The following is a 22,460-nucleotide window of genomic DNA, read 5'->3' as shown; positions in this document are numbered from 1 at the left end:
TTCTGAAAGCCGTTTCCCGCGCCGGCTGATATGTTGGCCGCCATTATCTCCGCTGGCGCGCGACGGTCCCCGAACAAGTTGGGAGGCAGGCGGCGCGCGCCATGTCCCATCGAGTTGTCGGCAATTTGCGAGTCCAAACCACATGACCATTCAATTCAATCGCGCGGCGATCACGCCGGGCAATGTCGGCCAATCCCAGCTGGATTCCATTTCGAACCAGGCGCCGGGCGCAAGCGGCGAGCCGCTGGGCTTGGGACGGCTGGTTGAGGCGGTGAAGGATAAAACCGGGATGGTCGCCTCGCACCTGATTCCGCTGCAGCAGGTCGCGCGCGATCATAACTGCATCATCGGCATCCGGCCGGTGGACCGGCTGGCCACCGAGCTGATCGAAACCGGGCATCCCACCAAGGGGTTTCACATCAAGGGCAAAAGCGCGTCCTGGGGCGCGCAGGCCGGCTTGATCTGCGTCGATCAGCGCTTCAGCAAGCTGGAGAACGCCTCGGCCGACCGCATCGCCAAATTCAATTCCCAAACCCGGCAGTGCATCCGCGACGGCGACGCGGCGGCGGTGCCGTTGACGATCTCCGGTTCGCGCTTGTCCAGCCTGCTGCAGGCCGGCGTGCTGGACAATCTGTCGCGGGAAAACGCGGAAGGCGTGCGCACGTTCACCGCGAAAGCGCCCAGCGGCAAGGAGTGCGCTTTCGAAGCGGCGCGCCAGCCCGGCGGCGCGGAGGCCTATGAAATCCGCCACGATGGCGCGCCGATTGAGGTGCTGGCTCCCAACGCCGATGCCAAACCCCTCACCGCCGATTACGACTTGCTGGTGATCGGCCCGCATTTGAGCGATGTCGGTCCACAGGACAATCTGCCGGTGCCGGACGTCGCGCATCAGGTCTTTCGCGACCGGATCGACCATTACCGCGGGATTCCGGCCAATGTCGGCCTGCTGGACGCTTATCTGAATCCCAAGAGCTTTTATCGCCGCGAGGATGCGGAAATCGGCAATGCCTCGGCGCGCATCCGCGACATGATTCCCGTCATCAATCAGGCCCTGGTGGGCGACGGCGAGCGCGTGGTGCATCACAATGCCGATTCCGGCAGCCCGGCGACGGACCCGGACGCGAACTATCCGGCCACTTTCGCCCTGCCGGCCAGGATCGGCCGCTTCGACGAAATCTGCGTGATCGCGAACAAGGAGGAACTGGCGGAGCTGGTGAAGCAGGCCAAGGACAGCGGCTACCATCTGCCCTTGAATCCGCTGTGGGAAAAAGAAGTGAGCGGCGTCAGGCGCGAAAGCTTCGTCGATGCCCGGCGCAGGCTTGGCGGAGAGTGAGCGGCTGTCCGGCCTGCGCCCGGGGCCGGCGTGTTTCCGGCCCGGGCGCTGTCGGCGGAGGGCGGACTCAGCCGGCCAGCAGCGGCCGCAGCTTGGCGCGGGCGTCGCGCAGGATGTCGGCGGTGGTGTCCCAGTCCACGCAGGGATCGGTCACCGAGCAGCCGTAGCGCAGCTGGGCCAGATCGGCCGGGATGGACTGGTTGCCGGGTTCGATGAAGCTTTCCAGCATGAAGGCGCGGATGCTGCGGTTGCCGTGGCGGATCTGGGATACCGCGTCGGCCAGCACGCGCGGCTGCTGCGTGTGCTGCTTCCACGAGTTGGCGTGCGCGCAGTCCACCATGATGGCCGGCGGAATGTCGTGCTTCTTCATCGCCTGCTCGGCCAGCGCAATGCTCACCGAGTCGTAGTTGGGCCGTCCGCCGCCGCCGCGCAGCACCAGGTGGCAGTGCGGGTTGCCGCGGCTGTTCACCACCGCCACCCGGCCATCCTTGCCCATGCCCAGATAGGCGTGGGGCGCGCTGGCGGAGACGATGGCGTTGAGAGCCGCGTCCAGCGTGCCGTCGGTGCTGTTCTTGAAGCCCACCGCGCTGTCCAGCGCCGAGGCCAGCTCGCGGTGGATCTGCGATTCGGTGGTGCGCGCGCCGATCGCCATCCAGCTATAGAGGTCGGCCAGATACAGCGGCGACATCGGGTCCAGCGCCTCGCCAGCCAGCGGCAGGCCCAGTTCGGCGGCGGCCAGCAGGAAGCGGCGGGCGATGTGCATGCCCTCGTCCACGCAATAGCTGTCGTCCATGTAGGGGTCGTTGATCAGGCCTTTCCAGCCCACGCTGGTGCGCGGCTTTTCGAAATAGGCGCGCATCACGATCAGCAGCGTGTCGTTCAGTTCGGCTGCCAGTTCCGCCAGCCGGGCGGCGTAGTCCAGTCCGGCGCGGGGGTCGTGGATGGAGCAGGGCCCCACCACCACCAGCCAGCGCGGGTCATCGCCGCTCAGCACGCGTTTCACCGCCTCGCGGCCGGCGTGGACCGAGGCGCTGGCGCGCGCGCTGGCCGGCAGACTGCGCAGCAGTTCGGCGGGGCTGGCCATCGAGCGGTAGTCGGCCTGGCTGGATGGCGGCGCGTGGCCGTGTTCGAGCGCGAGTAGGCCGGGTTCCGGCCTGGCAAGCGTAGTCATGATGTTCTCCACAGGATGATCCGCAAACGAGCCGCGGATTCAGCCCGTCGTTTGCGGCAGGGCCGGCGGGCGGCCCCGATGTCGGCGACAGGGCGGCCGCGCGCCGTCGGCGCGCAGGCCTTCTTCCCGTCGCGGGGGCCGCATGTTCAGGCGGCCAGGGTGGCGCCGCCGTCCACCACGATGTCCTGCATCGTGACGTGGCCGGCCAGGTCGGAAGCCAGGTACAGCACCGCGCCGGCGACGTCGGCCGGCGTGGCCAGTTTGCCCAGCGGGATGCCCAGGCGGAACGCTTCCGGCTTGCCGGCGATGGTGCGGGCGGAGCCGTGTTCGTCCTGCCACATGCCGCGCAGCATCGGGGTGTCGGTGGAGCCGGGCGACACCACGTTGCAGCGCACGCCGTATGGCGCCAGCTCGAGCGCGGCGTTGTGGCTGAGGCTGGCCATCGCCGCCTTGGACGCGCCGTAGGCGGCCATGTCGATGCGCGGCACGTGGGCGGCGTTGGAGGCGACGTTGACGATGGCTCCGGCGCGGCGCGCCTTGAAGTGCGGCATCAGCGCGCGCAGCAGGTAGAACGGCCCGCTGACGTTGACGGCCAGGCATTGCTGCCAGTCGTCGACCGACAGCGCGTCGAACGCGCCCAGACGCAGCACGCCGGCGGCGTTGACCAGCACGTCTGGCAGCGCGTCCTCCTCGGCCAGGCGGCGGCACAGCGCGGCCACGGCGTCGGCGTCGCGGATGTCCAGCGGCAGCTCTCGCATCACGCCGCAATGAGCGGCCGGCTGCGCGAATTGCAGATCCAGCGCCACGACGCGGGCGCCCGCTTCGACGAAGCGGCGCGCCACTTCCTGGCCTATGCCTTGGGCCGCGCCGGTCACCCACACGCATTGGCCGGTGAAATCCATTCCGATCATGATCAGGCTTCCTGCGGCAGCTTGGCCTGGATGGCGGCCCACCAGCCGTCCAGCGTCAGGTCCTGGGCCAGATCTTCAAAGCCGATTTCCAGGCCCAGCTTCTGCCATTGCGCCACCAGCTCCATCACGCGGATGGAGTCCAGGCCGTAGTCCAGCAGGTTGTCGTCGCCTGCCAGGCTGTCGTCGCCGTCTTCCAGCACGGTCAGCACCTGGGCCTTCAGCCATTCGCGTGTCAGCGCGGCGTCGCCGCCGGCAACCGCCAGGTCGGACTGCGCGATCACCGCGCCGCAGCGGGTGGCCACGTAGCGCAGCGCCATCTTGTGCTCTTCCTCGCTGAAGTCGGCCACCGCGTCGCCGACCATGAAGGCCTGGATGTCGCGCATGAAGGCGTCGCAGGCGGTCATCATGCAGCCGATGTGGGCGTAGACGCCGCAGATCACTAGCTGGTCGCGGCCCCAGGCTTTCATCTTTTCCTGCAGATCGCTGCGCTGGAAGGCGCTGTAGCGCCATTTGACCAGCACGGTGTCCTGCTCGCGCGGCGCAAGCCGCGGCGTCACCACCTGCACCGCCGGATCGGCGGTGGTGAGGCCCGGGCCCCACATATCGTTCAGCAGCGCGCGGTCTTCTGGTTTCTGCTCGGTGGGCTGCGCGGTATAGATCACCGGCACGCCATGGCTATCGGCCCAGCGGCGCAGCGCTTCCACTTTGGAAACCAGTTCGTTCACCAGCGCGCTGTCCTCGCCGTAGAAGGCCAGGAAGTAGCGCTGCATGTCGTGGATCAGCAGCGCGGCGCGCTTGGGCTCCACGCGCCAGGCGGTCTTGTTGGCGGGGAAGTCGGCCGCTTGCGGCAGCGGGTAGGCGTTAAGCTTGGGAATGCTCATTGTGTTCAGGCTCCGGCCGCGGCGGCCAGCATGCCGCGCAGCGCTTGTTTGTCTATTTTGCCGACGTGGGTCAGCGGCAGGGTGTCCACCAGTTCGAAACGGTCGGGCAGTTTGTAGTCGGCCACGCCCTGTTCGCGCAGGAAGCGGCGCAGCGCCACCGATTTCAGTCCGTCCTCATGCGCCACCACGTAGGCGCAGCTCTTCTCGCCCAGCATCGCGTCGGGCATCGCCACCAGCGCGGCCTGAGCCACCTGCGGGTGTTGCAGCAGCAGGTGCTCGATCTCCTCGGCGGCGATCTTCTCGCCGCCGCGGTTGATCTGGTCTTTGACCCGGCCGACCACGCGCAGGTAGCCGCGCTCGTCGGCTACCACCACGTCGCCCGAGTAATAGAAGCCTTCGTTGTCGAATACGCGGGCATTGTGTTCCGGGGCCTGGTAGTAGCCGCGGAAGGTATAGGGGCCGCGGGTGGCCAGCATGCCCGGCGCGCCCAGCGGCACCGGGTGGCCGGCTTCGTCCACCACCTTCACCTCGTCGGCGTCGCTCATCGGCCGGCCCTGGCAGCCATAGACGATGTCGTCGCCGTCGTCGAGCCGGGTGTAGTTGACCAGGCCTTCGGCCATGCCGAACACTTGTTGCAGCTTGCAGCCCAGCACTTCCGGCACCTGGCGGGCGGTGGCTTCGGCGAAGCTGGCGCCGCCGACTTGCAGCAGTTTCAGGCTCTTCAGCTGGGCCTCGCGGCCGGGCGCGGCTTGCAGCCACAGCGCGACGGCCGGCGGCACCAGCGCGGCGATGTCCACCTGGTGGCGCTCCACCAGCGCGAAGCAGGCCAGCGCTTCCGGATTGGGCGCCAAGACCACCGCGCCGCCGGCATGGAACACGCCGAGCGCGCCCGGCGAGCTGAGCGGGAAGTTGTGCGGCGCCGGCAGCGCGCACAGGAAGCGGGTATGCGGGCCGAGTTCGCAGATCTCGGCGCTGCGGCGCACGCTGTAGAAGTAGTCGTTGTGGGTGCGCGGAATCAGCTTGGGCGTGCCGGTGCTGCCGCCGGACAGCTGGAAGAACGCCACTTCGTCGGCGGCGCTGGGGCCGGCTTGGTCCGGCAGGCCGCCGCAGTCTCGCTCCAGCACGGCTTCCAGTTCGTCGTGGGCGAACAGGCGCACGCTCAGCGCCGGCGAGATCGCGGCCAGCTCGTCCGCCATCGCGTCGTCGCCGAACAGCGGGTGGCGGCGGTCGGCGATCAGCAGCTTGGGCTGGATCTGGCGGGCGTAGGCCGACAGCTCCAGCTTCTGGTGGCTGAACAGCGCGTTGACCGGCGCGGCGCCGATCTTGAACAGCGCGAACAGCGCGATGTAGAACTCGGCCACATTGGGCAGCTGCACCAGCGCGGTGTCGTGGCGGGCCACGCCGCGCGCCAGCAGCCAGGCGGCCAGGTTGTCGGAGCGGCGGTCCAGCTCGGCATAGCTGATCTCGCGCTCGCCGCACAGCACGGCCGGCGCGTCGGGGCGCTCGCGGCATTGCCGGGCCAGCATCTCGGTCATCGGCTGGTCGTTCCAATAGCCGGCGGCGCGGTAGCGCGCCGCCAGATCGTCGGGCCAGCGGGTGAAGGCTACGCTCATGCCGCCGCCTCCTGGCCGGACAGGCCGAAGGCGCCCAGCATGGTGCCGAGTTTGGCCTGGGTTTCCGCCCATTCCGATTCCGGGGTGGACGCGGCGACGATGCCGGCGCCGGCGAACAACCGCACGCGGGTATCGGCCACGGTGGCGCAGCGTATGGTCACCGCCCATTCGCCGTTGCCATGCTCGTCGCACCAGCCGACGATGCCGCTGAACACGCCGCGCTCGAACGGCTCGATCTCGCGGATCAGCTGGCGCGAGGCAAGGGTGGGGAAGCCGCAAATGGCCGGCGTCGGGTGCAAGCGGCAGGCCAGCTGCAGAATCGGCAGCGAGGCGTCGGAGAGCACGCCGTCTATCTGCGAGCCCAGGTGCCACATCGCGCGGGTGCCCAGCAGCGACGGCGCGGACGGGATGGACAGCTCGGCGCAATAGGGGCCCAGCACGCTCTGGATGTCGTCGATGACCAGGCTGTGCTCGTAATGGTCCTTGGACGAGTCCAGCAGCTTGGCGCTGGCGGCGGCGTCGGCCGCCGGGTCGCCCTGGCGCTTGGCGGAGCCGGCCAGCGGGAAGGTGCGCACGCGCGCGCCTTCCTTCTGCAGCAGCAGCTCGGGGCTGACGCCCACCAGGCGGCCGCCGTCGGCCAGCGGCAGCTGGAACTGGTAGCCGTTGGGGTTCTGCGCGCACACGGCGTCGAACACGCGGTCCGCGGACACCGGGCGGTCGAAGTCCACTTCCAGCACGCGGGACAGCACCGCCTTGCGGATTTCGCCATGGCTGAATTGTTCGATGGCCTGGCTGACGGCGGCCTTGAAGCCTTGTTCGTCGGGGATGCTGCGCGAGCCGACCACCTTGCCGCCGTCGCCGGCGCGCTGGGCGGCCGCCTGCAAGCGCTCTTGGCGGTCGAAGAAGGCGTGGCGGGCGGGGATGAACAGTTCGGAGGGCTGGTCGATGTCGAAGGGGATGGCGCCCATCAGCACCGGAGAGGCGATGCCGTCGGCGCGGGCGTGGGCGAAGGCTTCCGCCACTTCGCGGGAGAACGCGCTGTCCGGATCGAGCGCGCCGCGGGCGGGGGTGTGGATGCGCGCATGTACACCGCCGGCCTTCAGGCTGCGGTGGGACGACATGAAATAAAACTCGCCGTCTTCGGCGCTGCCGGTCGTGGCCGACTGGGTGTGCATGGCTTAACTCCGATGATAATGATAATAATTATCGTTCAATGTATATTCAAAGTAATCGCCTGTCAATCGCCGAATACCCCTTTTCATGCCTTGGGAATATCGAAAAATTGCGCAATCGGGCCTGGATGGAAAATAAAATCCATTTTGCTGACGCAGGTGAGGGGGAGAAGCCCGGCGCGAGAACGCGCGCCGGGCGCGGGGCTTCAGGCGCGATTCAGCCGGCGCGACAGTTCCTCGCCGATGCGGCGCATCGGCTCCGGATCGCTCATGCCGAAGTGGTCGCAATCCAGTTCCACGCAGTCCAGCCGGCCTTGCAGATGCGGTTGCCAGTCGGCCGGCGTCGGCGCGTCGCCGGGATGGCGGCCGGCGCGGAACAGCAGCATGTCGCCCGCATAGGCCGGCGTGCGGCTGTCGCGGAACAGCCGCATGCCGTGCAGCGAGGCTTGGCCCAGCTTTTCCAGCGCGGCGCGGCCCAGCGGCGCCAGCGGGCTGCCGGCGCGCAGCAGGCGCTGGTAGATGGCGTCGTTGTCCAGCGGCAGGCCATCGGCATCGGCGTCCACCTCGCCGTTGACGCTGAGCACGGTCACCAGCGCGTCGTGCAGGGTCGGCTCGGGCCGGCCTTGCCAGCTGCTGACCGGGTAGCTGTCCATCAGCGCCAGCAGCTCAACGGCTTCGCCGGCGTCGGCGAGCGCCGCGGCCATCGCCTGCGCCAGCGCGCCTCCCAGCGACCAGCCCAGCAGCCGGTACGGGCCATGCGGCTGGACGGCGCGCATGCGGGCGACGTAGTCGGCCACCATCGCGTCGAAGCTGGCGGGCAGCTGGCCCTGGATGCCGGCGGCCTGCAGGCCGTAGATGGCGGTGTCCGGCAGGTGGCGGGCCAGTCCCAGGTAGCACCAGGACAGGCCTTCCGCCGGGTGCAGGCAGAACAGCGCCGGCAGCTTGCCCGGCTGGATGGTCAGCAGCGGCGCGAATTCGCCGCCCTGGCTGGCCGATGGCGGCCGGTGCGCGGCCGGCGCGCTCAGCGCCTGCGCCAGCGCGGCGACGGTGTTGTAGCTGAACAGCGCTGATACCGCGACTTCCCGTTGCAGCAACTGTGCCAGCCGATTGGCGGCCTGGATCGCCTGCAGCGACTTGCCCCCCAGCGCGAAGAAGTTGGCGTGCGGTCCTTCCGGCATGCGGCCCAGCACCTGGCTCCACACTTCCATGATCTGCCGCTCCAGCGGCGTGGCCTCGGCGGCTTGGGTCGCGTCGCCTGCCGGCGCGTCGTCAATGGCTGCCAATTGCTTGCGGTCTATCTTGCCGTTTACGTTGCGCGGCAGTTGTTCCAGCCATTGCCAGCGGTCGGGAATGGCGGCGGCGGGCAGCCGTTCGGCCAGCTGGCGCCGCAGCGCGCCGGCATCGCGCTCCGCGTCCGAGGCGAGGAAGGCGGCCAGCGTGTAGCCGCCGCCGGCCAGCGGCAGGCCGATCACCGCGGCTTCGCGCACGCCGGGGCAGGCCAGCAGCGCGTTTTCCACCTCGGCCGGATCGATGCGCAGGCCGCTGATCTTCAGTTCATGGTCCAGCCGGCCGAGGAAGCGCAGCTGGCCGCCGCGCCAAACCGCGCGGTCGCCGGTGCGGTAGGCGCGCGGCGCGCCCGGCAGCGCGTCCAGCGCCACGAAGCGGCGGGCGGTCAGCTCGTCTCGGCCCAGGTAGCCGATGGCCAGCGCGTCGCCCAGCAGGCATAGCTCGCCTTCCTCGCCCTGCGCCACCGGCTGCAGGCCTGCGTCGACGATGGCGGCGGCCACGCCGGGACGGGGCAGGCCGATGGGAATGTCCTCGCCGCCGTCCCACACCGCGTCAGGGCCGGACAGCGCGGCGCCGGTGGCGATGATGGAGGCTTCGGTGGGGCCGTAGCTGTTGAGCAAGGTGGCGTTCGGCAGCAGCTCGCGCCAGCGACGCGCGCGCTCGGGCAGCGCGGCCTCGCCGCCGATGATGGCGAGGCGGACGCGGGACAGCCGGCCGGCCAGCTCCGGCGTCAGCGCGTAGGCGAGCTCGTGCCAGAAGGCGGTGGGCAGGTCCAGCACATCAATTTTCAGCCGCGCGACGGCGTCGGCGAAGGCCGGCATCGATTCCAGCATCGCGTCGTCGCGCAGCGCCAGGGTGCCGCCGTGGCACAGCGCCAGGAAGATTTCCTCGATGCTGGCATCGAAGTGCAGCGGCGCGAACTGCAGGATGCGCTCGCCGGCGCGGACGCGGTAGAACTGGCCGGCGCTGGAGATGAAATGCGCGAGCGAGCGGTGGCCGACCAGCACGCCGTTGGGCTTGCCGGTGGAGCCGGAGGTGTAGAGCAGGTAAGCCGGGCTGTCGACGCCGGCGGCGCAGGCGTCCAGACGCGGCGCGTCTTCGCCCGGCGCTTCGTCCAGGCACAGCGCCGGCGCGTCGCCGCACAGCGCGGCCCAGCGGCGATGAGTCAACGCCAGCCGGGGGAGGGCGTCGTCCAGCACCATGGCCAGGCGGGCCGACGGACCGAGCGGATCGAGCGGGACGTAGCAGCCGCCGGCCCACAGCGTGCCGAGGATGGCGACGACGGAGTCCACCGAGCGCGGCAGCAGGATGGCGACGCGATCGCCGTCCTCCAGGCCCAGGGCCTTCAAGCGGCCGGCCAGCGCTCGCGCGCGGTCCAGCAGCTCGCGGTAGCTGAGGGCTTGGCCTTCGCCTTCCAGCGCGATCGCGTCGGGTTGGGCGGCGGCCTGCGCGGCCAGCCGCTCCATCGCCGGGACCGGCGGCTGCTCGATCGCGTCGCCTTCCAGGATGGACAGCGGCGGCAAGTCCGGCAGCAAGCTCGCCAGCGGCGTGCCGGGCTCGGCGTGGGCCAGTTGGTCCAGCCATTGCGGCAGGTCATGCCACAGCGCGTCCAGCCGCTCGGCCGGATAGGCGTCGGGATGGGCTTCCAGGCTGAGCCGCCACTCGGTGTTGAGCAGGCTGATGTTGATCGACAGGTCTTCCACCGGGCCGGAACTGATCGGACGGATGCGGGTTTCCAGGCCGTCGAACGGCGCGTGGCGGTCGAAGGGCATCAGGTTGAGCACCGGGCCGAATAGCCGCTGGCGGCCGTCCAGCCGTCCCAGGTCGCCGCGCAGCCATTCGTAGCGGTAGCGCTGGTGGGGGCGGATGTCGCGCAGGCCGTCGGCGGCCTGGCGGGCCAGTTCTCCCAGACTGCGGGCCGGGTCCAGCCGCAGGCTGAGCGGCGCGATGTTCATCGCCATGCAGGGCACGGCCAGCGCGGCCGAGCCCATGCGGTTCATCACCGGCAGGCCCAGCGTGATGGCGCGCTGGCCGCCGTGCCGCGCCAGCCAGGCGGCAGTCGCCGCCATCAGCCAGGCGGCCCAGTTGACGCCGCAGGCCTTGGCCGCGCGCTGCCAGGAGTCGATCTGGCCTGCGGCCAGCGCGCGGCCGGCCTTGCGCACGCCGTCGGCCAGCGGCTGGGGCGGGGCCAGCGTGGCGGCGGCGGGAAAGACTTGCTGCCGCGCGGTCCAGAACGCGCGGTCCCGCTCGCGCTGTTCGGATGTCTGATAAGCCTGGTCTTCCGCCAGAACTGGCTCCAGCCGCCAATCGGGCAGCGGTGGCGCGTCCTGTCCGCGCAGCGCGGCGTTGTAGCGCGCGGCCACGACCTTGGTCAGCAGGCCGTAGGCGAAGCCGTCCAACGCGATGTGATGGGTTTGCACGTACCACAGGAAATGGCGCGGCCCCAACTGGAGCAGCGCGCTGCGGTACAGCGGATCGACGGCCGGGTCGCAGGGCTGGGACAGCGTCCCGCGCATCCAGGCGGCGGCCGCGGCTTCGGGATCGGATTCGCCGCTCAGGTCGTGCCAGGGCAGCGGCTGGGGCGAGCTGCGCCGCGGATGCTGCCACAGCGTCTCGCCGTCGAACTCGAAGCGCATGTTCAGCGCCGGGCAATGGGCAAGCGCCTCGGCGGCGCAGGCGCGCAGGATGCCGGCGTCCAGCGGGCCTTTCAGCTCGATGGCCTCGGCGGTCCAGTAGCCGGGATTGTCGGGGGCCAGCCGCTGGCCCATCCAGATGCCGTGCTGGGCGTAGCTGACGGGAAGGCGCGTGGAAGTCTCGGTCATGAGGATGTCTGCCTGTTATTGTTGCCGGCCGCCTGGGCGGCGCGTGAGCGAAGGCTGACATCATAAATGCGATTGAATATCAATTTCAATCGCATTGCGTGAGAAAAGGGGAGAATTCAATCCAGCGGGACGGCGTTGGCCGTCCCGCCGGGAGGGTCAGCCTGCGGCCAGACCGTCCACCAGCACGTGGGGCACGCCTTGCGAGCAGCGCTCCACCCGGCCGTTGACGCCGTAGACCGCTTGCAGCGTGGCGGCGTCTATCACCTGGTCCGGGCCGCCGTTGGCCAGCAGCTTGCCGGCTTTCAGCATCAGCGCCCGGTCGGCATGGCGCAGCGCCGCGTTCAGATCGTGCAGCACGATCACCGTCACCATGCCGCGGCGGCGGGTTTCGCGCCGCAGCAGGTCCATCACGTGGAACTGGTAATTCAGGTCCAGCGCCGACAGCGGCTCGTCCAGCAGCAGCACCGCCGGCTCGCGGATCAGCGCCTGGGCGATGCCCACCAGCTGGCGCTGGCCGCCGGAGAGCTGGTCGAGGAAGTGCAGCGCCAGGTGGTCGATGCCCAGCGACTGCAGCAGCGCGAACACCTGCTGGTCGTCGTGGCGGCGGAACAGGCCGGCGGCGGTGGCCTGGCCGGCCACCATCAGCGACTCGAACACCGTCAGATGCACGCAGGGCGGCAGCGTCTGCGGCAGGTAGGCCACCTCGCCGCGCTGGCGGCTGAGCGGGCGGTCTCGCAGGCGGACCAGGCCGTCGCCGCCCTGCAGGCCGGCCAGCGCGCGCAGCAGGGTGGACTTGCCGCTGCCGTTGGGGCCGAGCAGGGCGGTGACCTCGCCCGCCCGCATACAGGGGACGGACAGCTTGTCGATGACGCGGCGTTTGCCGTAGCTGACCGACAGGTTCTCGATGGACAGCTGCTCGCTCATGTCCGGCCTCCGTTGCGCAAGACGATGACGATGAAGAAGGGGATGCCCACCAGCGCGGTGACGATGCCCACCGGCACGATGACGCCGGGGATCAGGTTCTTGGTGACCACCGAGGCCATGGACAGGATGGCCGCGCCGGTCAGCGCGCTCACCGGCAGGTAGAAGCGGTGATCCTCGCCCACCAGCCTGCGGGCGATGTGCGGAGCGATCAGGCCGATGAAGCCTATGGTGCCGACAAAAGCCACCGCCAGCGCGGTGAGCAGGCTGGCGCGCAGCAGGGAGGTCAGCCGCAGCCGGCGCACATCGATGCCGAAGCTGGCGGCGCGGTCCTCGCCCAGCCGCAGCGCGGTCAGTCGCCAGGCGTTGGCCAGCGACCACGGCAGGATCAGCGCGAAGGCGGCGAAGATCAGGCCGATCTTGGGCCAGTCGGCGCGGGACAGGCTGCCCATCAGCCAGAACACTAGGTCTTGCAGCGCGTCGGCGGTGGAGACGAATTGCAGCAGCGAAACCAGCGCGTTGAAGCTGAAAAACAGCGCGATGCCGAACAGCACCACGCCGCTGGCGGCCATACGCGTCCAGCGCGCCACCAGGTCCAGCAGCAGCGCCGAACCCAGCGCGAACACGAAGGCGTTGACCGGCAGCATCCACGACGCGGGAATGCCGGGCAGGCTGATGCCCAGCAGCAGCGCCAGCGCCGCGCCGAAGGCGGCGGCCGGCTGCAGGCCCAGCGTGAACGGGTCGGCCAGCGGGTTGTGCAGCACGGTCTGCATCTCCGCGCCGGCCAGGCCCAGCGCCAGGCCGGCGCCGACGGCGATCAGCGCGTAGGGCAGGCGGATGTCCCAGACGATGACCGCGGTGGCCGGATCGGCGGCGGACGGCTCCAGCAGCGTGCGCCAGAATTCGGCCAGCGGCATGCCGCTGGCGCCGGTGGTGACGTCCAGCGACAGCGACAGCGCCAGCAGCGCCAGCAGGCCGGCCACCAGCAGCAGCCGGCGCAGCAGCGCGCGGCGGTAGTCGCCGCTCACCGCGGTGGCGGTGAGCGGGGGCAGGGCGGACTCGCTCATTTGCCTCCCTTGACCCAGTAGGTGCCCTGCGGCGGGATCGCCAGGAAGTCGCGGTGCAGCTGCTGCCAGCTGGCGTCCGGGTCCAGTTTGGCGAAGCGCGTCGGCTGCAGCGTCTTGGCGAAGGCTTCCAGCAGCACGATGTGGTAGGGCGTGTTGTAGAAGTGGTGCCAGGCGCCGAAGGTGCGGCCGTCGCGCACGGCGGCGAGCGCGCCCACCGGCTTGCGCGCGGCGGCGCGGGCCAGCGATTCGCGGGCCTGGGCCGGTGAGATGTCGGCGCCGAACTGGACGCCGATCTTGTCTGCCGCGTCGGCGGTGCCGGTGCCGATGTACCAGTCTGGTTTGGAGGCCAGCACATGTTCCATGTTCACCTCGCCCACCGCGCCGGGGATCAGCTTGTCGCCGATGTTGACCCCGCCGGCGGCGTCCACCAGCTCGCCCAGGCTGCCCTTGCCGGCGCTGGTCACGTTGGGGAAGGCGGCGGCGCGCAGGTCGAGGAAGACCTTGGGCTTCTGCTGCGCTGGGATGGCGGCCACCGTCTTGCGGATGGCGTCAATCCGGCTTTGGTAGAAGCGGATGAAGCGCTCGGCCTCGGCCTCGCGCTGCAGCGCCTTGCCCATGATGCGCAGGCTGGGCACGGTGTGCTCCAGCGGCGCGTTGCGGAAATCGACGAACACCACCGGCACCTTGGCCGCTTGCAGCTGCTGGACGATGGGGTTGTTCAGGCCCGGGCCGTGGCCGGAGATGCTGAAAATGGCGATGTCCGGCTTCAGCGTCAGCACCTTCTCGGCGCTGACCGAGTTCTCGCTGGTCTTGCCGATCAGCGGGATGCGGTCTATCTCAGGGAAGCGTTTCTTGTACTGGGCGTAGGTTTGCGGGTCCAACTGGCGGAAATCGCCCTGCCAGCCTGTGACGCGGGCCAGCGGCTGCTTGCCTTCCAGCAGCGCCAGCGAGTAGAACAGCCGGCCTTCGCCCAGCAGGATGCGGTTCACCTTGGCCGGCACTTCCACCTTGCGGCCGGCGATGTCGGTGATGGTGGCTGCCTGGGCCGACAGCGCGGCGGCTGCGATCAGCGCGGCGGCCAGCAGGCGGGAGAATACGGTTTTCATCGGGCGTCCTTTACTTTTGCCAGTCGAGCTTGAGTTCCGGCTGCTTTGCCATCAGGCCCAGGTGCTCGTCCATGATGAATTCGATTTTGGCCAGTTTGTCGGCCGCGTCCGCCGCGCACACCATGTCCAGCGTGTCGCCTGAGCGCTGGATGTCGCAGGTGCCGATGGGGAATTGCACATGGGCGCGCTCGGTGTCGAAATCCACCGGCACCTTCAGCGCGTAGTGCTTGCACAGCTTGTACAGCACCTTGTCGGCGTTGGCGGTGGTGAGGGAGGCGCGGCTGCTCAGCATGATGTTTTCTCCATTCTTTTAAACGGGAACAGGCAGTTGGCGGACCGATGGGGTCCGGCAACTGCCGTGCGTAGCTTCCCGCCCGCTTTCGAAGAGCGGACGGGGAGCGCGGGGTTTAGAACTTGCCGGTCAGGGTCAGCCAATAGCGGCGGCCCTCGTCGACCATCCAGTTGCCGTCGAGCGGACCGTTGCTGCGGTTTCCAAGACGATCGTCGATGGCGACTGTGCGGTCAGCGACATTGAACACGGCGAAATTGACATCAAAGGTCTTGTTGATGCGATACGTGCCGCCCAGATCCCAGGTGCTGGAACCACCTCGGGTTCGTACGCCGCTCGCGCCGTTACGGAATGCTGCGTAGTACTGTTTGCCCTCGAAATTCAGGCGGGTATAGACGTCCAGTTTTTCCACCGGATTCCAGGCCAGCTTGACGTTGCCGGCGTGTTCCGGTGTCTTGTCCAGCGGCATGCCTTCCAGCGACTGGCCGGAGAAGGTGGTTTCCTTGCCGCCGTGGCGTTTGGACTTGGTGTAGGTGTAGTTGCCGGATACCGTCCAACGTGGCGCAAACGCCCAGCTGCCGGAAAACTCCAGCCCGCGGATGTCTACGTTGTCTACGTTGTCGTAAACGTAGATTCTTGCATCCTCATAGACTTTCGTTTTCCTGTTGCGCGACTGCAGGACATTAGTCATTTGATCGGTGCCGAAGCTCACAACCTTGTTCTTGAAGCGGTTGTAGAAAGCGGTGGCATTCGCACTCAACCCCTGGTTGTTATCGAAATGCAAGCTTGCCTCGTAAGAGGTGCTTTCTTCAGGCTTCAGATTCGAGTTGCCGCATAGAAGGCCTGTTTCGGCTCCACTGCCGGTACGCATGCAATAACCGTCGGTGCTCTGGCGGATGGTCGGCGCTTTGAAGCCTTTGCCGACGCCGCCTTTCAAGGTCCATTGCGAGTTCAGTTGCTCGACCAGATACAGACGCGGCGTGAAGTGGCTGCCAAATACGCTGTGATGATCGAGACGACCGCCGCCTGTTAGTTTCAGGCTATCCGTGAGGTCATAAGTATCTTCGGCAAAGAGTGCCCAAGTGTTAACGGTTATGCGATCGGGGTTGGGCTTGCCGGTAAATTTGTAATCAGGTGCCGGGAAGGCTTCTTGGGCTTGCATGTCGGAGCCGACCAATTGGCCGACCTGGGTACCGATTTTCAAGGTATGACGGTCGAACAGGAAGGATAGCTGGCCATCCAACGTAGTGTTGGTGATCTTCAAGCCCTTGCCGTTGTTGACGTTGTTGACGTCGGTACGCGATTTCTCAATTTCCTGATACAGCGCCAGATTGGACCGTACGATGCCGTACTTGCCATTGTGGCTCAGACTCCAATGGTCGCGGGTATCGATTTGGTCTTCTTTTGAATAAACCGGATTGATTGACTTGCCCGGAGTGGTGGTCTTGCGCAGCTCATTGTGTCCCGCTTCGAACGTGATCTCGTGATCTTTGTTCGGGGTAAAGCTCAGCTTGGCGTTGATGTCGGCCAGATGATTGGCGTCTTTACCGCCGTCGCCGCTCTTGGCGTAGAAAATATTGTCTTCGGCCTGATTGCTCAGCGCGCCGTACAGTTGCAGCGACAACAGATCCTTCACCAGCGGGCCGCCGACCCAGAAGCTGCTCTGGCCGGTGTTGCCTTCAGCGGAGTGCTCGGTGATGGTGCCGCCCAGCGTCATCGAGCCGTGCCATTCCTTGGGCGACTTGCGGGTGATGATGTTGACCACGCCGCCCATCGCGTCGGAGCCGTACAGGGACGACATCGGGCCGCGCACCACTTCGATGCGCTCGATCGCCTCCATCGGCGGAATCTGGAATTGCTGGAAGCCGCCGGTGCCGCGGCTGCGGGCTTCGCGAGTGTTCTGGCGTCGGCCATCCACCAGAATCAGCGTGTATTCGCCGGGCATGCCGCGGATCGAAATGTCCTTGTCCCCCGGACCGGAACCATTGATGTTGACGCCTTCCAGATCGCTGATCGCGTCGGCCAGGTTGGTGAACGGCTTCTTTTGCAGGTCTTCGCGGGTGATCACCGAAATGCTGGCCGGGGCTTCCTTGATTTTCTGCTCGTAGCCGGTGGCGGTCACAACCACCGAGGGCAGCACCGCTTCGGCGGCGTGCGCTGCGGGCAGATAGAGGGCGCCGACGGCGGCGGACAGCATGGCCAGGCGGAATGCCGGGCGCGCGAGGTGCGGGGAGCGCTTGTTTTTCATTGTATTGGTCGTACCCAGAGTGTTCATCACGGAACGCATATCCAATTGGCAAGCCGGCTGGCGCATCGCAAGCCGTTCCGATCAAGACGCCGGATTAGATTTGCGCAATGAATGTCAATTGAGCGGACCATTATCACATCGACTTATTTTTAACACAAATAGGAATCGTTTTTATTCTCATAAGGATCACGCATGATCCGGCCGGGAGGCGTGCCGCGCGCGCGCAAGGGTATGAATTTGTTGGGGATTGGCGTGAAATTCCATCGTGTTGCAAGAAGATGACATCGCAACGGTGTTTTTGCCGAATCCGCGCAAGCCCATTGCGCAAAGTTTGCATTGCACCAGTCCTAATTGGCAGTACCGCTTGCGCGCCATTCAGAATACCAATTAAATACCAATGCCGTTTGCATCGCGCATGGCCGGGCAGCGGCGAGAGCTCCGGACGCGCGCGCCCGGAACGCCATGGTGGATAGCGAGGGAGTGGACGATGAGCGTGAAGCGATTACTGGGCGCGGCCGTGCTGGCCGCCTTGTCGGCGTGGGCGTGGGCCGCGCCGGATGCGGCGGCGTTGGGGCAGAGCCTGTCGCTGAAGATTGCGGTGGACACCAATAAGGGCGCCGCGGCCGGCGCGCCGTGTTCTGACCTGGGAGCGGACTGGGCGTCCTGCCTGAAGGGGAGGCTGATCCTGGAAAACAAGGGCGGGCAGGCGGTGGCGCCCGGCGGCGGCTGGAATCTGTATCTGCACAGCATCCGCCGCATCCTGAAGCTGGACACGCCGCAGTTCTCCCTCCGCCACATCACCGGCGACCTGTACCAGATCACGCCCACCGCCGCCTTCCAGGGCCTGGCGCCGGGCCAGAAGCTGGAGCTGCCGCTGATAGACGAATACTGGATCCTGCAGGAAAGCGACGTGCTGCCCCGCCCCTATGTGACGGTGGACGGCCAGCAGCCGGCGCTGCTGCAGCACGACAGCAGCGACGAGGCCAGCTATCTGCTGCCGCTGACCGGCGACAACTGGAAAAATCCGGCCGGCGAGCTGCGGCCGCTGGCCACGCCGGAACAGCGCTATCGCGCCTTCAGCCAGCGCGGTCCGCAGCTGTCTGCCGCGCAGGCGGCCAACCGCGTCATCCCGGCAACATTGCGCCAGCAGCTGGGCGGCGGCGAGCTGTTGGTCCGCGGCCTTAACCTGAACCTGTCCGGCGTCAGCCCGGCGCAGCGGGACGCGCTGGCGCAGCGCGCGGCGCAGCTGGGGCTGCGCAACGAGGGCGTCAATGTCAGCGGCGGCGTGGTCGGCGCCCGCTTGCCGGCCGACATCGCCGTGTCCGGCGGCTATCGGCTGCTGATCGGCCAGCAGGGTGTGAAGGTGGAGGGTTTCGATCCCGCCGGCGTGTTCTACGGCGCACAGACGCTGCTGGGTCTGCTGCCGCAGGGCGGCGGCCAGGTGCGCTGGATGACGGTGGAGGACGCGCCGCGCTACGCCCATCGCGGCTTCATGGCCGACCTGGCGCGCAACTTCAAGCAACCGGCCACGGTGCGCCGCCTGATAGACCAGATGGCTGCCTACAAGCTCAACAAGCTGCACCTGCATCTGTCCGACGACGAAGGCTGGCGCTTGCAGATTCCCGGCCTGCCGGAGCTGACCGACGTCGGCGCGCGTCGCTGTCATGACCTGAGCGAAACCCAGTGCCTGGTGCCGCAGCTGGGCTCCGGCCCGGCCAACCAGTCCGGAGGCGGCTATCTGACCCGCGCCGACTACATCGCGCTGGTGAGCTACGCCCAGGCACGTTTCATCGAAGTGATTCCGGAATTCGACATGCCGGCGCACGCCCGCGCCGCGGTGGTGGCTATGGAGGCGCGCTACCGCAAGCTGATGGCCCAGGGCCAGCCGCAGGCGGCGGCCGAATACCGGCTGCTGGACCCGCAGGACCAGTCCAACACGCTGTCGGTGCAGTTCTACGACCGCCGCACCTATTTCAACCCCTGCGTGCCGGGCAGCGGGCGTTTCGTGTCCAAGCTGGTGGCCGAGGTGGCGCAGATGCACCGCGAGGCCGGCCAGCCGCTGCAGACCTGGCATTTCGGCGGCGACGAGGCCAAGAACATCCTGCTGGGCTCTGGCTTTCAGGACGCCAGCGGCAGCGATCCGTCCAAGGGCAAGGTCAATATGGCGCAGCAGGACAAGCCTTGGGGCCGCTCGCCGGCCTGCCAGGCGCAGATCGCCAGGGGCAAATTGAAGAGCGTGGACGACCTGCCGCTGCGCTTCGCGCGCGAGGCCAGCCGCATTGTTTCCCAGCAGGGCATCCCGACGTTGGCGGCGTGGCAGGACGGCGTGGCCGGCTCCAGCGGCGCGTCCGATTTCGCCACCCGCAATACCATGGTCACCGAATGGGACACGCTGTACTGGGGCGCGGCGCAGGCGGTCAACGGCTACGCCGCCAAGGGCTTCAAGACGGTGCTGGCGTTGCCTGATTACCTGTACTTCGACTTCCCTTACGAGCTGAACCCGCGCGAGCACGGCTACTACTGGGCCTCGCGCGATACCGACAGCTACAAGGTGTTCAGCTTCGCGCCGGACAACCTGCCGCAAAACGCCGAAGTGATGCCGGACCGCCAGGGCCAGCCGTTCGCGGTGACCAGCTCCGCCGCGCCGGCGCAATACGCCGGCATCCAGGGCCAGGCCTGGACCGAGGTGATGCGCACCGATGCCGAGTTTGAAACCATGGTCTACCCGCGCCTGCTGGCGTTGGCTGAACGAGCCTGGCACAAGGCGGCGTGGGAGCGGCCATACAAGGTGGGCGAGACCTACCAGCTGGGCGTCACCCATCTGGTGGACAAGGCGGCGCTGAACGCCGACTGGCAGCAATTCGCCGCGGTGCTGGGCTGGCGCGAGGCCGGCAAGCTGGAGCGCGCCGGCATCGGCTACCGGGTATCGATGCCGGCGGTGCTGCCGGACGCGAATGGCATCTCGGTGACGACCGAATGGCCGGGCGCGCGCCTGCAGTATTCGTCCGATGGCCATAGCTGGCAGAACTATCTGCCCGGCCTGCAAGTGCAGGCGCGCTACTGGCGCGGCATCACTCAGGACGGCCGCCGCGCCGGCCGGGCGGAGGTCCTGTCCGGACAGTGAGCGGCATGGGTGCGGGCATTTGAAGACGGTGGCTTTTCGCGCCGATGCGGTTTGAATGCCTGGGCGGCGTGAAAAGAAACGGCGGGCCTCTGGCTCGCCGTTTTCATTGGCATGGGCGTTCAGCATCGGCTTGGCCAGATTGTCGGGCAGGGGTTTCGGGTCAAACAGGCTGGTTATGCCTTTGTGCTAACATGGCGGCGCTCAGTCGGAGGCGAGATGGGGATAGGGTTCATGAGATGGAAATCGCCTCATGGCGGCGCTCCAAATCGGACTGCCAGCGCGCAGCCTGTGGTTGGAAGCATTTTCACAAACTGCCAGAGAAGGTTAGACGTGAAGGCGAAAATAATCCTTATTGCTTTATCAGGCTTTTTGTTTTTCCAGACATCGTCATCTTTTGCGAACGCCAATAATGGGAAGAACATTTACTTGGCGAGATGCGCGATGTGCCATGGAGAGAGCGCGAAGGGCACAGGGCCATTGGCCAGCAAGAGCAATCCTCGCACGCCCAATCTTGCCACGCCCGCCTTCAGAAAACGGCTCAATGACTATCCTGGCGTTATCGTTTCATCAATCATACTCCGTCCAAACGGCGATCTGATTCCAAGAACTTTGCGGGAGAATGGCGTCAGGCTGCCGCCGCATTCCTGGACGATTAATGATCTGCGCGACTTGAATGAATACATGGTGGCCTTGATTGCAAAGAAATGAGGCGTTCAAGGCGCTTGGGACTAGCCTCAAGTTTGAGCGCCCACATTATTGAATGGCGGCTGGGGAATTGCAGATGTTGAGGGACAGTCGACGGATAGGCACGATCAGGCGAACGGCGAGGGGGAAATAATATGTCTGAGCTCGGCGCCAAGCTACATGGCAACTGGCGGTTGGTTTCTTTCGAGATGGAGCTGCAGGAGTCCAAGGAACGTACCCAGCCATGGGGCGCGGACCCCAATGGCTACCTTATTTTCGGCGCTGACGGACGGATGATGGTGCTGGTGAGCGCAAAGGCGCGGGAGCCGGGGAGCGCCGACGCGCAACAGGCGGCGCTGTTTCGTACCTTGATGGCCTATACCGGACGGTATCGGATGGATGGGGACAGCTTCATCGTCAAGGTGGATACCTGCTGGAACGAGGCTTGGAACGGCACCGAGCAGCAGCGTTTCTACAAGCTCGACGGCGACGCGCTGGAAGTCTTCACCGCCTGGATGCCGAGCCCATTGGCGGCGGGAAATACGATGGGCAGAGGCGTGCTTGGGTTTGTGCGGGAGTAATTGGCCGAGCTGAGTTGGCAGCCCGCTATTTTCTGGGCCAGCGTTTGGCCGTTTGCTCTACAGTGATAAGCAATAAGCAAGCTCTAGGCAGGTGGGGTTGCTTGCGTCGTTTAGACCCGCTAACAAAACCCCTGATCCTGCGTTGCGCCTCCTTGTCGTACGGCTGGTACTGCCTGCGTCGGCGCGCCTTGGCTCAGGTTCTCTGCGAGGTTTTGTTAGCGACTCTTAATGCAAGTGGATGAGATTGCGCGGTGTAAAATGAGATTGACATTAATATCAATGGCATTCTTTTGTATGGCATTCATTGGGCCCGCTGCTGCCAGCTCATTTGTCGTGGGCGTCGAAGAGATTGACTATTATCCGCTGCATAGCTGCGTCAATGGGAAATTTTCCGGATATGGCAGGGATTTGCTTGACGCATTTGCCAAGCAATCCGGCTATTCATTCACTTATACGCCACTTCCGGTTTCAAGGCTATTTCATACATTTCTGAATGACAGTTCGATTGATTTTAAATATCCAGACAACCCGCATTGGCAGGCCGATCTTAAAAAAGGCAAATCCATTTTCTATAGCCAGCCAGTTGTCAATGTCATTGAAGGGTTGCTGGTGAAGCCGGAGAAAGTCGATCAGCTATCCGAGACTTCCCTTAAGGCTATCGTGACCATGCGGGGATTTACGCCTTGGCCGTTTGAGCAGGCCATGCGACAAAAGATCAATAATGGAACCATCCGGGTCTATCAGGAGGATTCATTCAGCAAGGTGATCAGTTTGGGGATGACTGGGCACTACGACGCAGTCTATGCCAGCCCAATAGTCATTAATTATTACCTTGATGAGATTGTCCACAAGCCGGGCGCGCTAGTCTTTGATAGAAAGCTTCCCTTTGAAAACAGTGACTTTTCTCTTTCCAGCATTCGGCAGGGCGATGTAATCAAGCAATTCAATGAATTTCTTGCCAAAAACCAACCTTTGATTATGGAGCTCAAGAAAAAGTACAGGCTGACTGACAAAGCGGCTCAATGAATTAAGGAGAGTAGCTTGGGCTGAGCTTGCGAAGCCCGGCCTTTCCCATGGTACTCACCATAGCATTTTTGATGAGTGTTTTGGTAAATGTTGGGCTTCATTGCATTCAGTTCAACCTACGTTTCACTACCTATAATCTTGAATTGTAAAAGGCTGATATCTATCTATGGACAGTAGCCGTCATGGCTGGAAATGGGAGAAAGTCAGAATGCTAAGCTCTATCA

16 protein-coding genes are annotated in these 22,460 nt (G+C 66.0%); 5 read left to right on the top strand and 11 right to left on the bottom strand.

What is annotated here, in order from left to right; genetic code table 11:
* Positions 1-142 precede the first annotated feature (142 nt).
* A complete protein-coding gene (locus VA599_RS17685) occupies positions 143-1,333 on the top strand; it encodes an anthrax toxin-like adenylyl cyclase domain-containing protein (protein ID WP_346789813.1) in 1,191 nt (396 codons plus the stop codon).
* Positions 1,334-1,400: 67 nt separating this feature from the next.
* Here VA599_RS17685 and VA599_RS17680 read toward each other — a convergent pair whose 3' ends face one another.
* The 11 genes from VA599_RS17680 to VA599_RS17630 all read right to left on the bottom strand — a co-directional run bounded on the left by VA599_RS17680 (position 1,401) and on the right by VA599_RS17630 (position 16,848).
* Positions 1,401-2,504 (bottom strand): 3-deoxy-7-phosphoheptulonate synthase, encoded by a 1,104-nt coding sequence (locus tag VA599_RS17680; RefSeq protein ID WP_021475927.1) that lies wholly within the window; start codon positions 2,502-2,504, stop codon positions 1,401-1,403.
* A 146-nt stretch (positions 2,505-2,650) separates the two neighbouring features.
* On the bottom strand, positions 2,651-3,415 hold the full coding sequence (dhbA, locus tag VA599_RS17675; protein ID WP_199776132.1) for a 2,3-dihydro-2,3-dihydroxybenzoate dehydrogenase: 765 nt from the start codon (positions 3,413-3,415) through the stop codon (positions 2,651-2,653).
* 2 nt (positions 3,416-3,417) lie between these two features.
* Positions 3,418-4,296 carry an isochorismatase gene (locus tag VA599_RS17670; protein ID WP_021475929.1) on the bottom strand — a complete coding sequence of 293 codons (879 nt, stop codon included), beginning with the start codon at positions 4,294-4,296 and terminating at the stop codon, positions 3,418-3,420.
* Between the two features lie 5 nt (positions 4,297-4,301).
* Positions 4,302-5,909 carry a (2,3-dihydroxybenzoyl)adenylate synthase gene (locus VA599_RS17665; protein ID WP_346789811.1) on the bottom strand — a complete coding sequence of 536 codons (1,608 nt, stop codon included), beginning with the start codon at positions 5,907-5,909 and terminating at the stop codon, positions 4,302-4,304.
* The gene (locus VA599_RS17660; RefSeq protein WP_346789810.1) at positions 5,906-7,084 is read right to left on the bottom strand and encodes an isochorismate synthase; all 1,179 of its coding nucleotides are present in this window, start codon (positions 7,082-7,084) and stop codon (positions 5,906-5,908) included. Before VA599_RS17660 ends, VA599_RS17665 begins: the two co-directional genes overlap by 4 nt.
* Positions 7,085-7,287: 203 nt before the next feature.
* Positions 7,288-11,190 (bottom strand): amino acid adenylation domain-containing protein, encoded by a 3,903-nt coding sequence (locus tag VA599_RS17655; RefSeq protein ID WP_346789808.1) that lies wholly within the window; start codon positions 11,188-11,190, stop codon positions 7,288-7,290.
* 156 nt (positions 11,191-11,346) lie between these two features.
* Positions 11,347-12,114, bottom strand: a complete 768-nt coding sequence (locus tag VA599_RS17650; protein ID WP_346789806.1) for an ABC transporter ATP-binding protein — start codon at positions 12,112-12,114, stop codon at positions 11,347-11,349.
* Positions 12,111-13,178: a FecCD family ABC transporter permease gene (locus VA599_RS17645; RefSeq protein WP_346789805.1), complete on the bottom strand. Its 1,068-nt coding sequence runs from the start codon at positions 13,176-13,178 to the stop codon at positions 12,111-12,113. The genes VA599_RS17650 and VA599_RS17645 overlap by 4 nt, the downstream gene beginning before the upstream one ends.
* Positions 13,175-14,284 (bottom strand): ABC transporter substrate-binding protein, encoded by a 1,110-nt coding sequence (locus VA599_RS17640; RefSeq protein WP_346789803.1) that lies wholly within the window; start codon positions 14,282-14,284, stop codon positions 13,175-13,177. Before VA599_RS17640 ends, VA599_RS17645 begins: the two co-directional genes overlap by 4 nt.
* Positions 14,285-14,294: 10 nt before the next feature.
* Positions 14,295-14,576: a DUF2218 domain-containing protein gene (locus tag VA599_RS17635; RefSeq protein WP_021474915.1), complete on the bottom strand. Its 282-nt coding sequence runs from the start codon at positions 14,574-14,576 to the stop codon at positions 14,295-14,297.
* 115 nt (positions 14,577-14,691) lie between these two features.
* The gene (locus VA599_RS17630) at positions 14,692-16,848 is read right to left on the bottom strand and encodes a TonB-dependent receptor domain-containing protein (RefSeq protein ID WP_346789880.1); all 2,157 of its coding nucleotides are present in this window, start codon (positions 16,846-16,848) and stop codon (positions 14,692-14,694) included.
* A 460-nt stretch (positions 16,849-17,308) separates the two neighbouring features.
* Here VA599_RS17630 and VA599_RS17625 point away from each other — a divergent pair, with 460 nt between their 5' ends.
* The 4 genes from VA599_RS17625 (at position 17,309) to VA599_RS17610 (ending at position 22,236) form a co-directional block, all read left to right on the top strand.
* Positions 17,309-19,945, top strand: a complete 2,637-nt coding sequence (locus tag VA599_RS17625; RefSeq protein ID WP_346789801.1) for a family 20 glycosylhydrolase — start codon at positions 17,309-17,311, stop codon at positions 19,943-19,945.
* A gap of 330 nt (positions 19,946-20,275) precedes the next feature.
* Positions 20,276-20,653, top strand: coding sequence for a cytochrome c (locus VA599_RS17620; RefSeq protein WP_104948081.1), 378 nt, complete (start codon positions 20,276-20,278; stop codon positions 20,651-20,653).
* Positions 20,654-20,784: 131 nt separating this feature from the next.
* A complete protein-coding gene (locus VA599_RS17615) occupies positions 20,785-21,210 on the top strand; it encodes a lipocalin-like domain-containing protein (protein WP_346789800.1) in 426 nt (141 codons plus the stop codon).
* A gap of 228 nt (positions 21,211-21,438) precedes the next feature.
* Complete coding sequence (locus VA599_RS17610; protein WP_346789799.1) at positions 21,439-22,236, top strand: substrate-binding periplasmic protein; 798 nt, start codon at positions 21,439-21,441, stop codon at positions 22,234-22,236.
* Positions 22,237-22,460: the final 224 nt, after the last annotated feature.

It is taken from the genome of Chromobacterium indicum, assembly GCF_039708975.1.
Taxonomy (GTDB): domain Bacteria; phylum Pseudomonadota; class Gammaproteobacteria; order Burkholderiales; family Chromobacteriaceae; genus Chromobacterium; species Chromobacterium piscinae.
This window is presented reverse-complemented; position numbering and strand designations above follow the sequence as displayed.

Coding starts and splice junctions, on each gene's coding strand:
- VA599_RS17665 (WP_346789811.1), bottom strand. CDS start 5,909: ATGAGCGTAGCCTTCACCCGCTGGCCCGACGATCTGGCGGCGCGCTAC.
- VA599_RS17630 (WP_346789880.1), bottom strand. CDS start 16,848: ATGAACACTCTGGGTACGACCAATACAATGAAAAACAAGCGCTCCCCG.
- VA599_RS17685 (WP_346789813.1), top strand. CDS start 143: ATGACCATTCAATTCAATCGCGCGGCGATCACGCCGGGCAATGTCGGC.
- VA599_RS17650 (WP_346789806.1), bottom strand. CDS start 12,114: ATGAGCGAGCAGCTGTCCATCGAGAACCTGTCGGTCAGCTACGGCAAA.
- VA599_RS17645 (WP_346789805.1), bottom strand. CDS start 13,178: ATGAGCGAGTCCGCCCTGCCCCCGCTCACCGCCACCGCGGTGAGCGGC.
- VA599_RS17670 (WP_021475929.1), bottom strand. CDS start 4,296: ATGAGCATTCCCAAGCTTAACGCCTACCCGCTGCCGCAAGCGGCCGAC.
- VA599_RS17610 (WP_346789799.1), top strand. CDS start 21,439: ATGCAAGTGGATGAGATTGCGCGGTGTAAAATGAGATTGACATTAATA.
- VA599_RS17640 (WP_346789803.1), bottom strand. CDS start 14,284: ATGAAAACCGTATTCTCCCGCCTGCTGGCCGCCGCGCTGATCGCAGCC.
- VA599_RS17660 (WP_346789810.1), bottom strand. CDS start 7,084: ATGCACACCCAGTCGGCCACGACCGGCAGCGCCGAAGACGGCGAGTTT.
- VA599_RS17625 (WP_346789801.1), top strand. CDS start 17,309: ATGAGCGTGAAGCGATTACTGGGCGCGGCCGTGCTGGCCGCCTTGTCG.
- dhbA (WP_199776132.1), bottom strand. CDS start 3,415: ATGATCGGAATGGATTTCACCGGCCAATGCGTGTGGGTGACCGGCGCG.
- VA599_RS17655 (WP_346789808.1), bottom strand. CDS start 11,190: ATGACCGAGACTTCCACGCGCCTTCCCGTCAGCTACGCCCAGCACGGC.
- VA599_RS17680 (WP_021475927.1), bottom strand. CDS start 2,504: ATGACTACGCTTGCCAGGCCGGAACCCGGCCTACTCGCGCTCGAACAC.
- VA599_RS17635 (WP_021474915.1), bottom strand. CDS start 14,576: ATGCTGAGCAGCCGCGCCTCCCTCACCACCGCCAACGCCGACAAGGTG.
- VA599_RS17615 (WP_346789800.1), top strand. CDS start 20,785: ATGTCTGAGCTCGGCGCCAAGCTACATGGCAACTGGCGGTTGGTTTCT.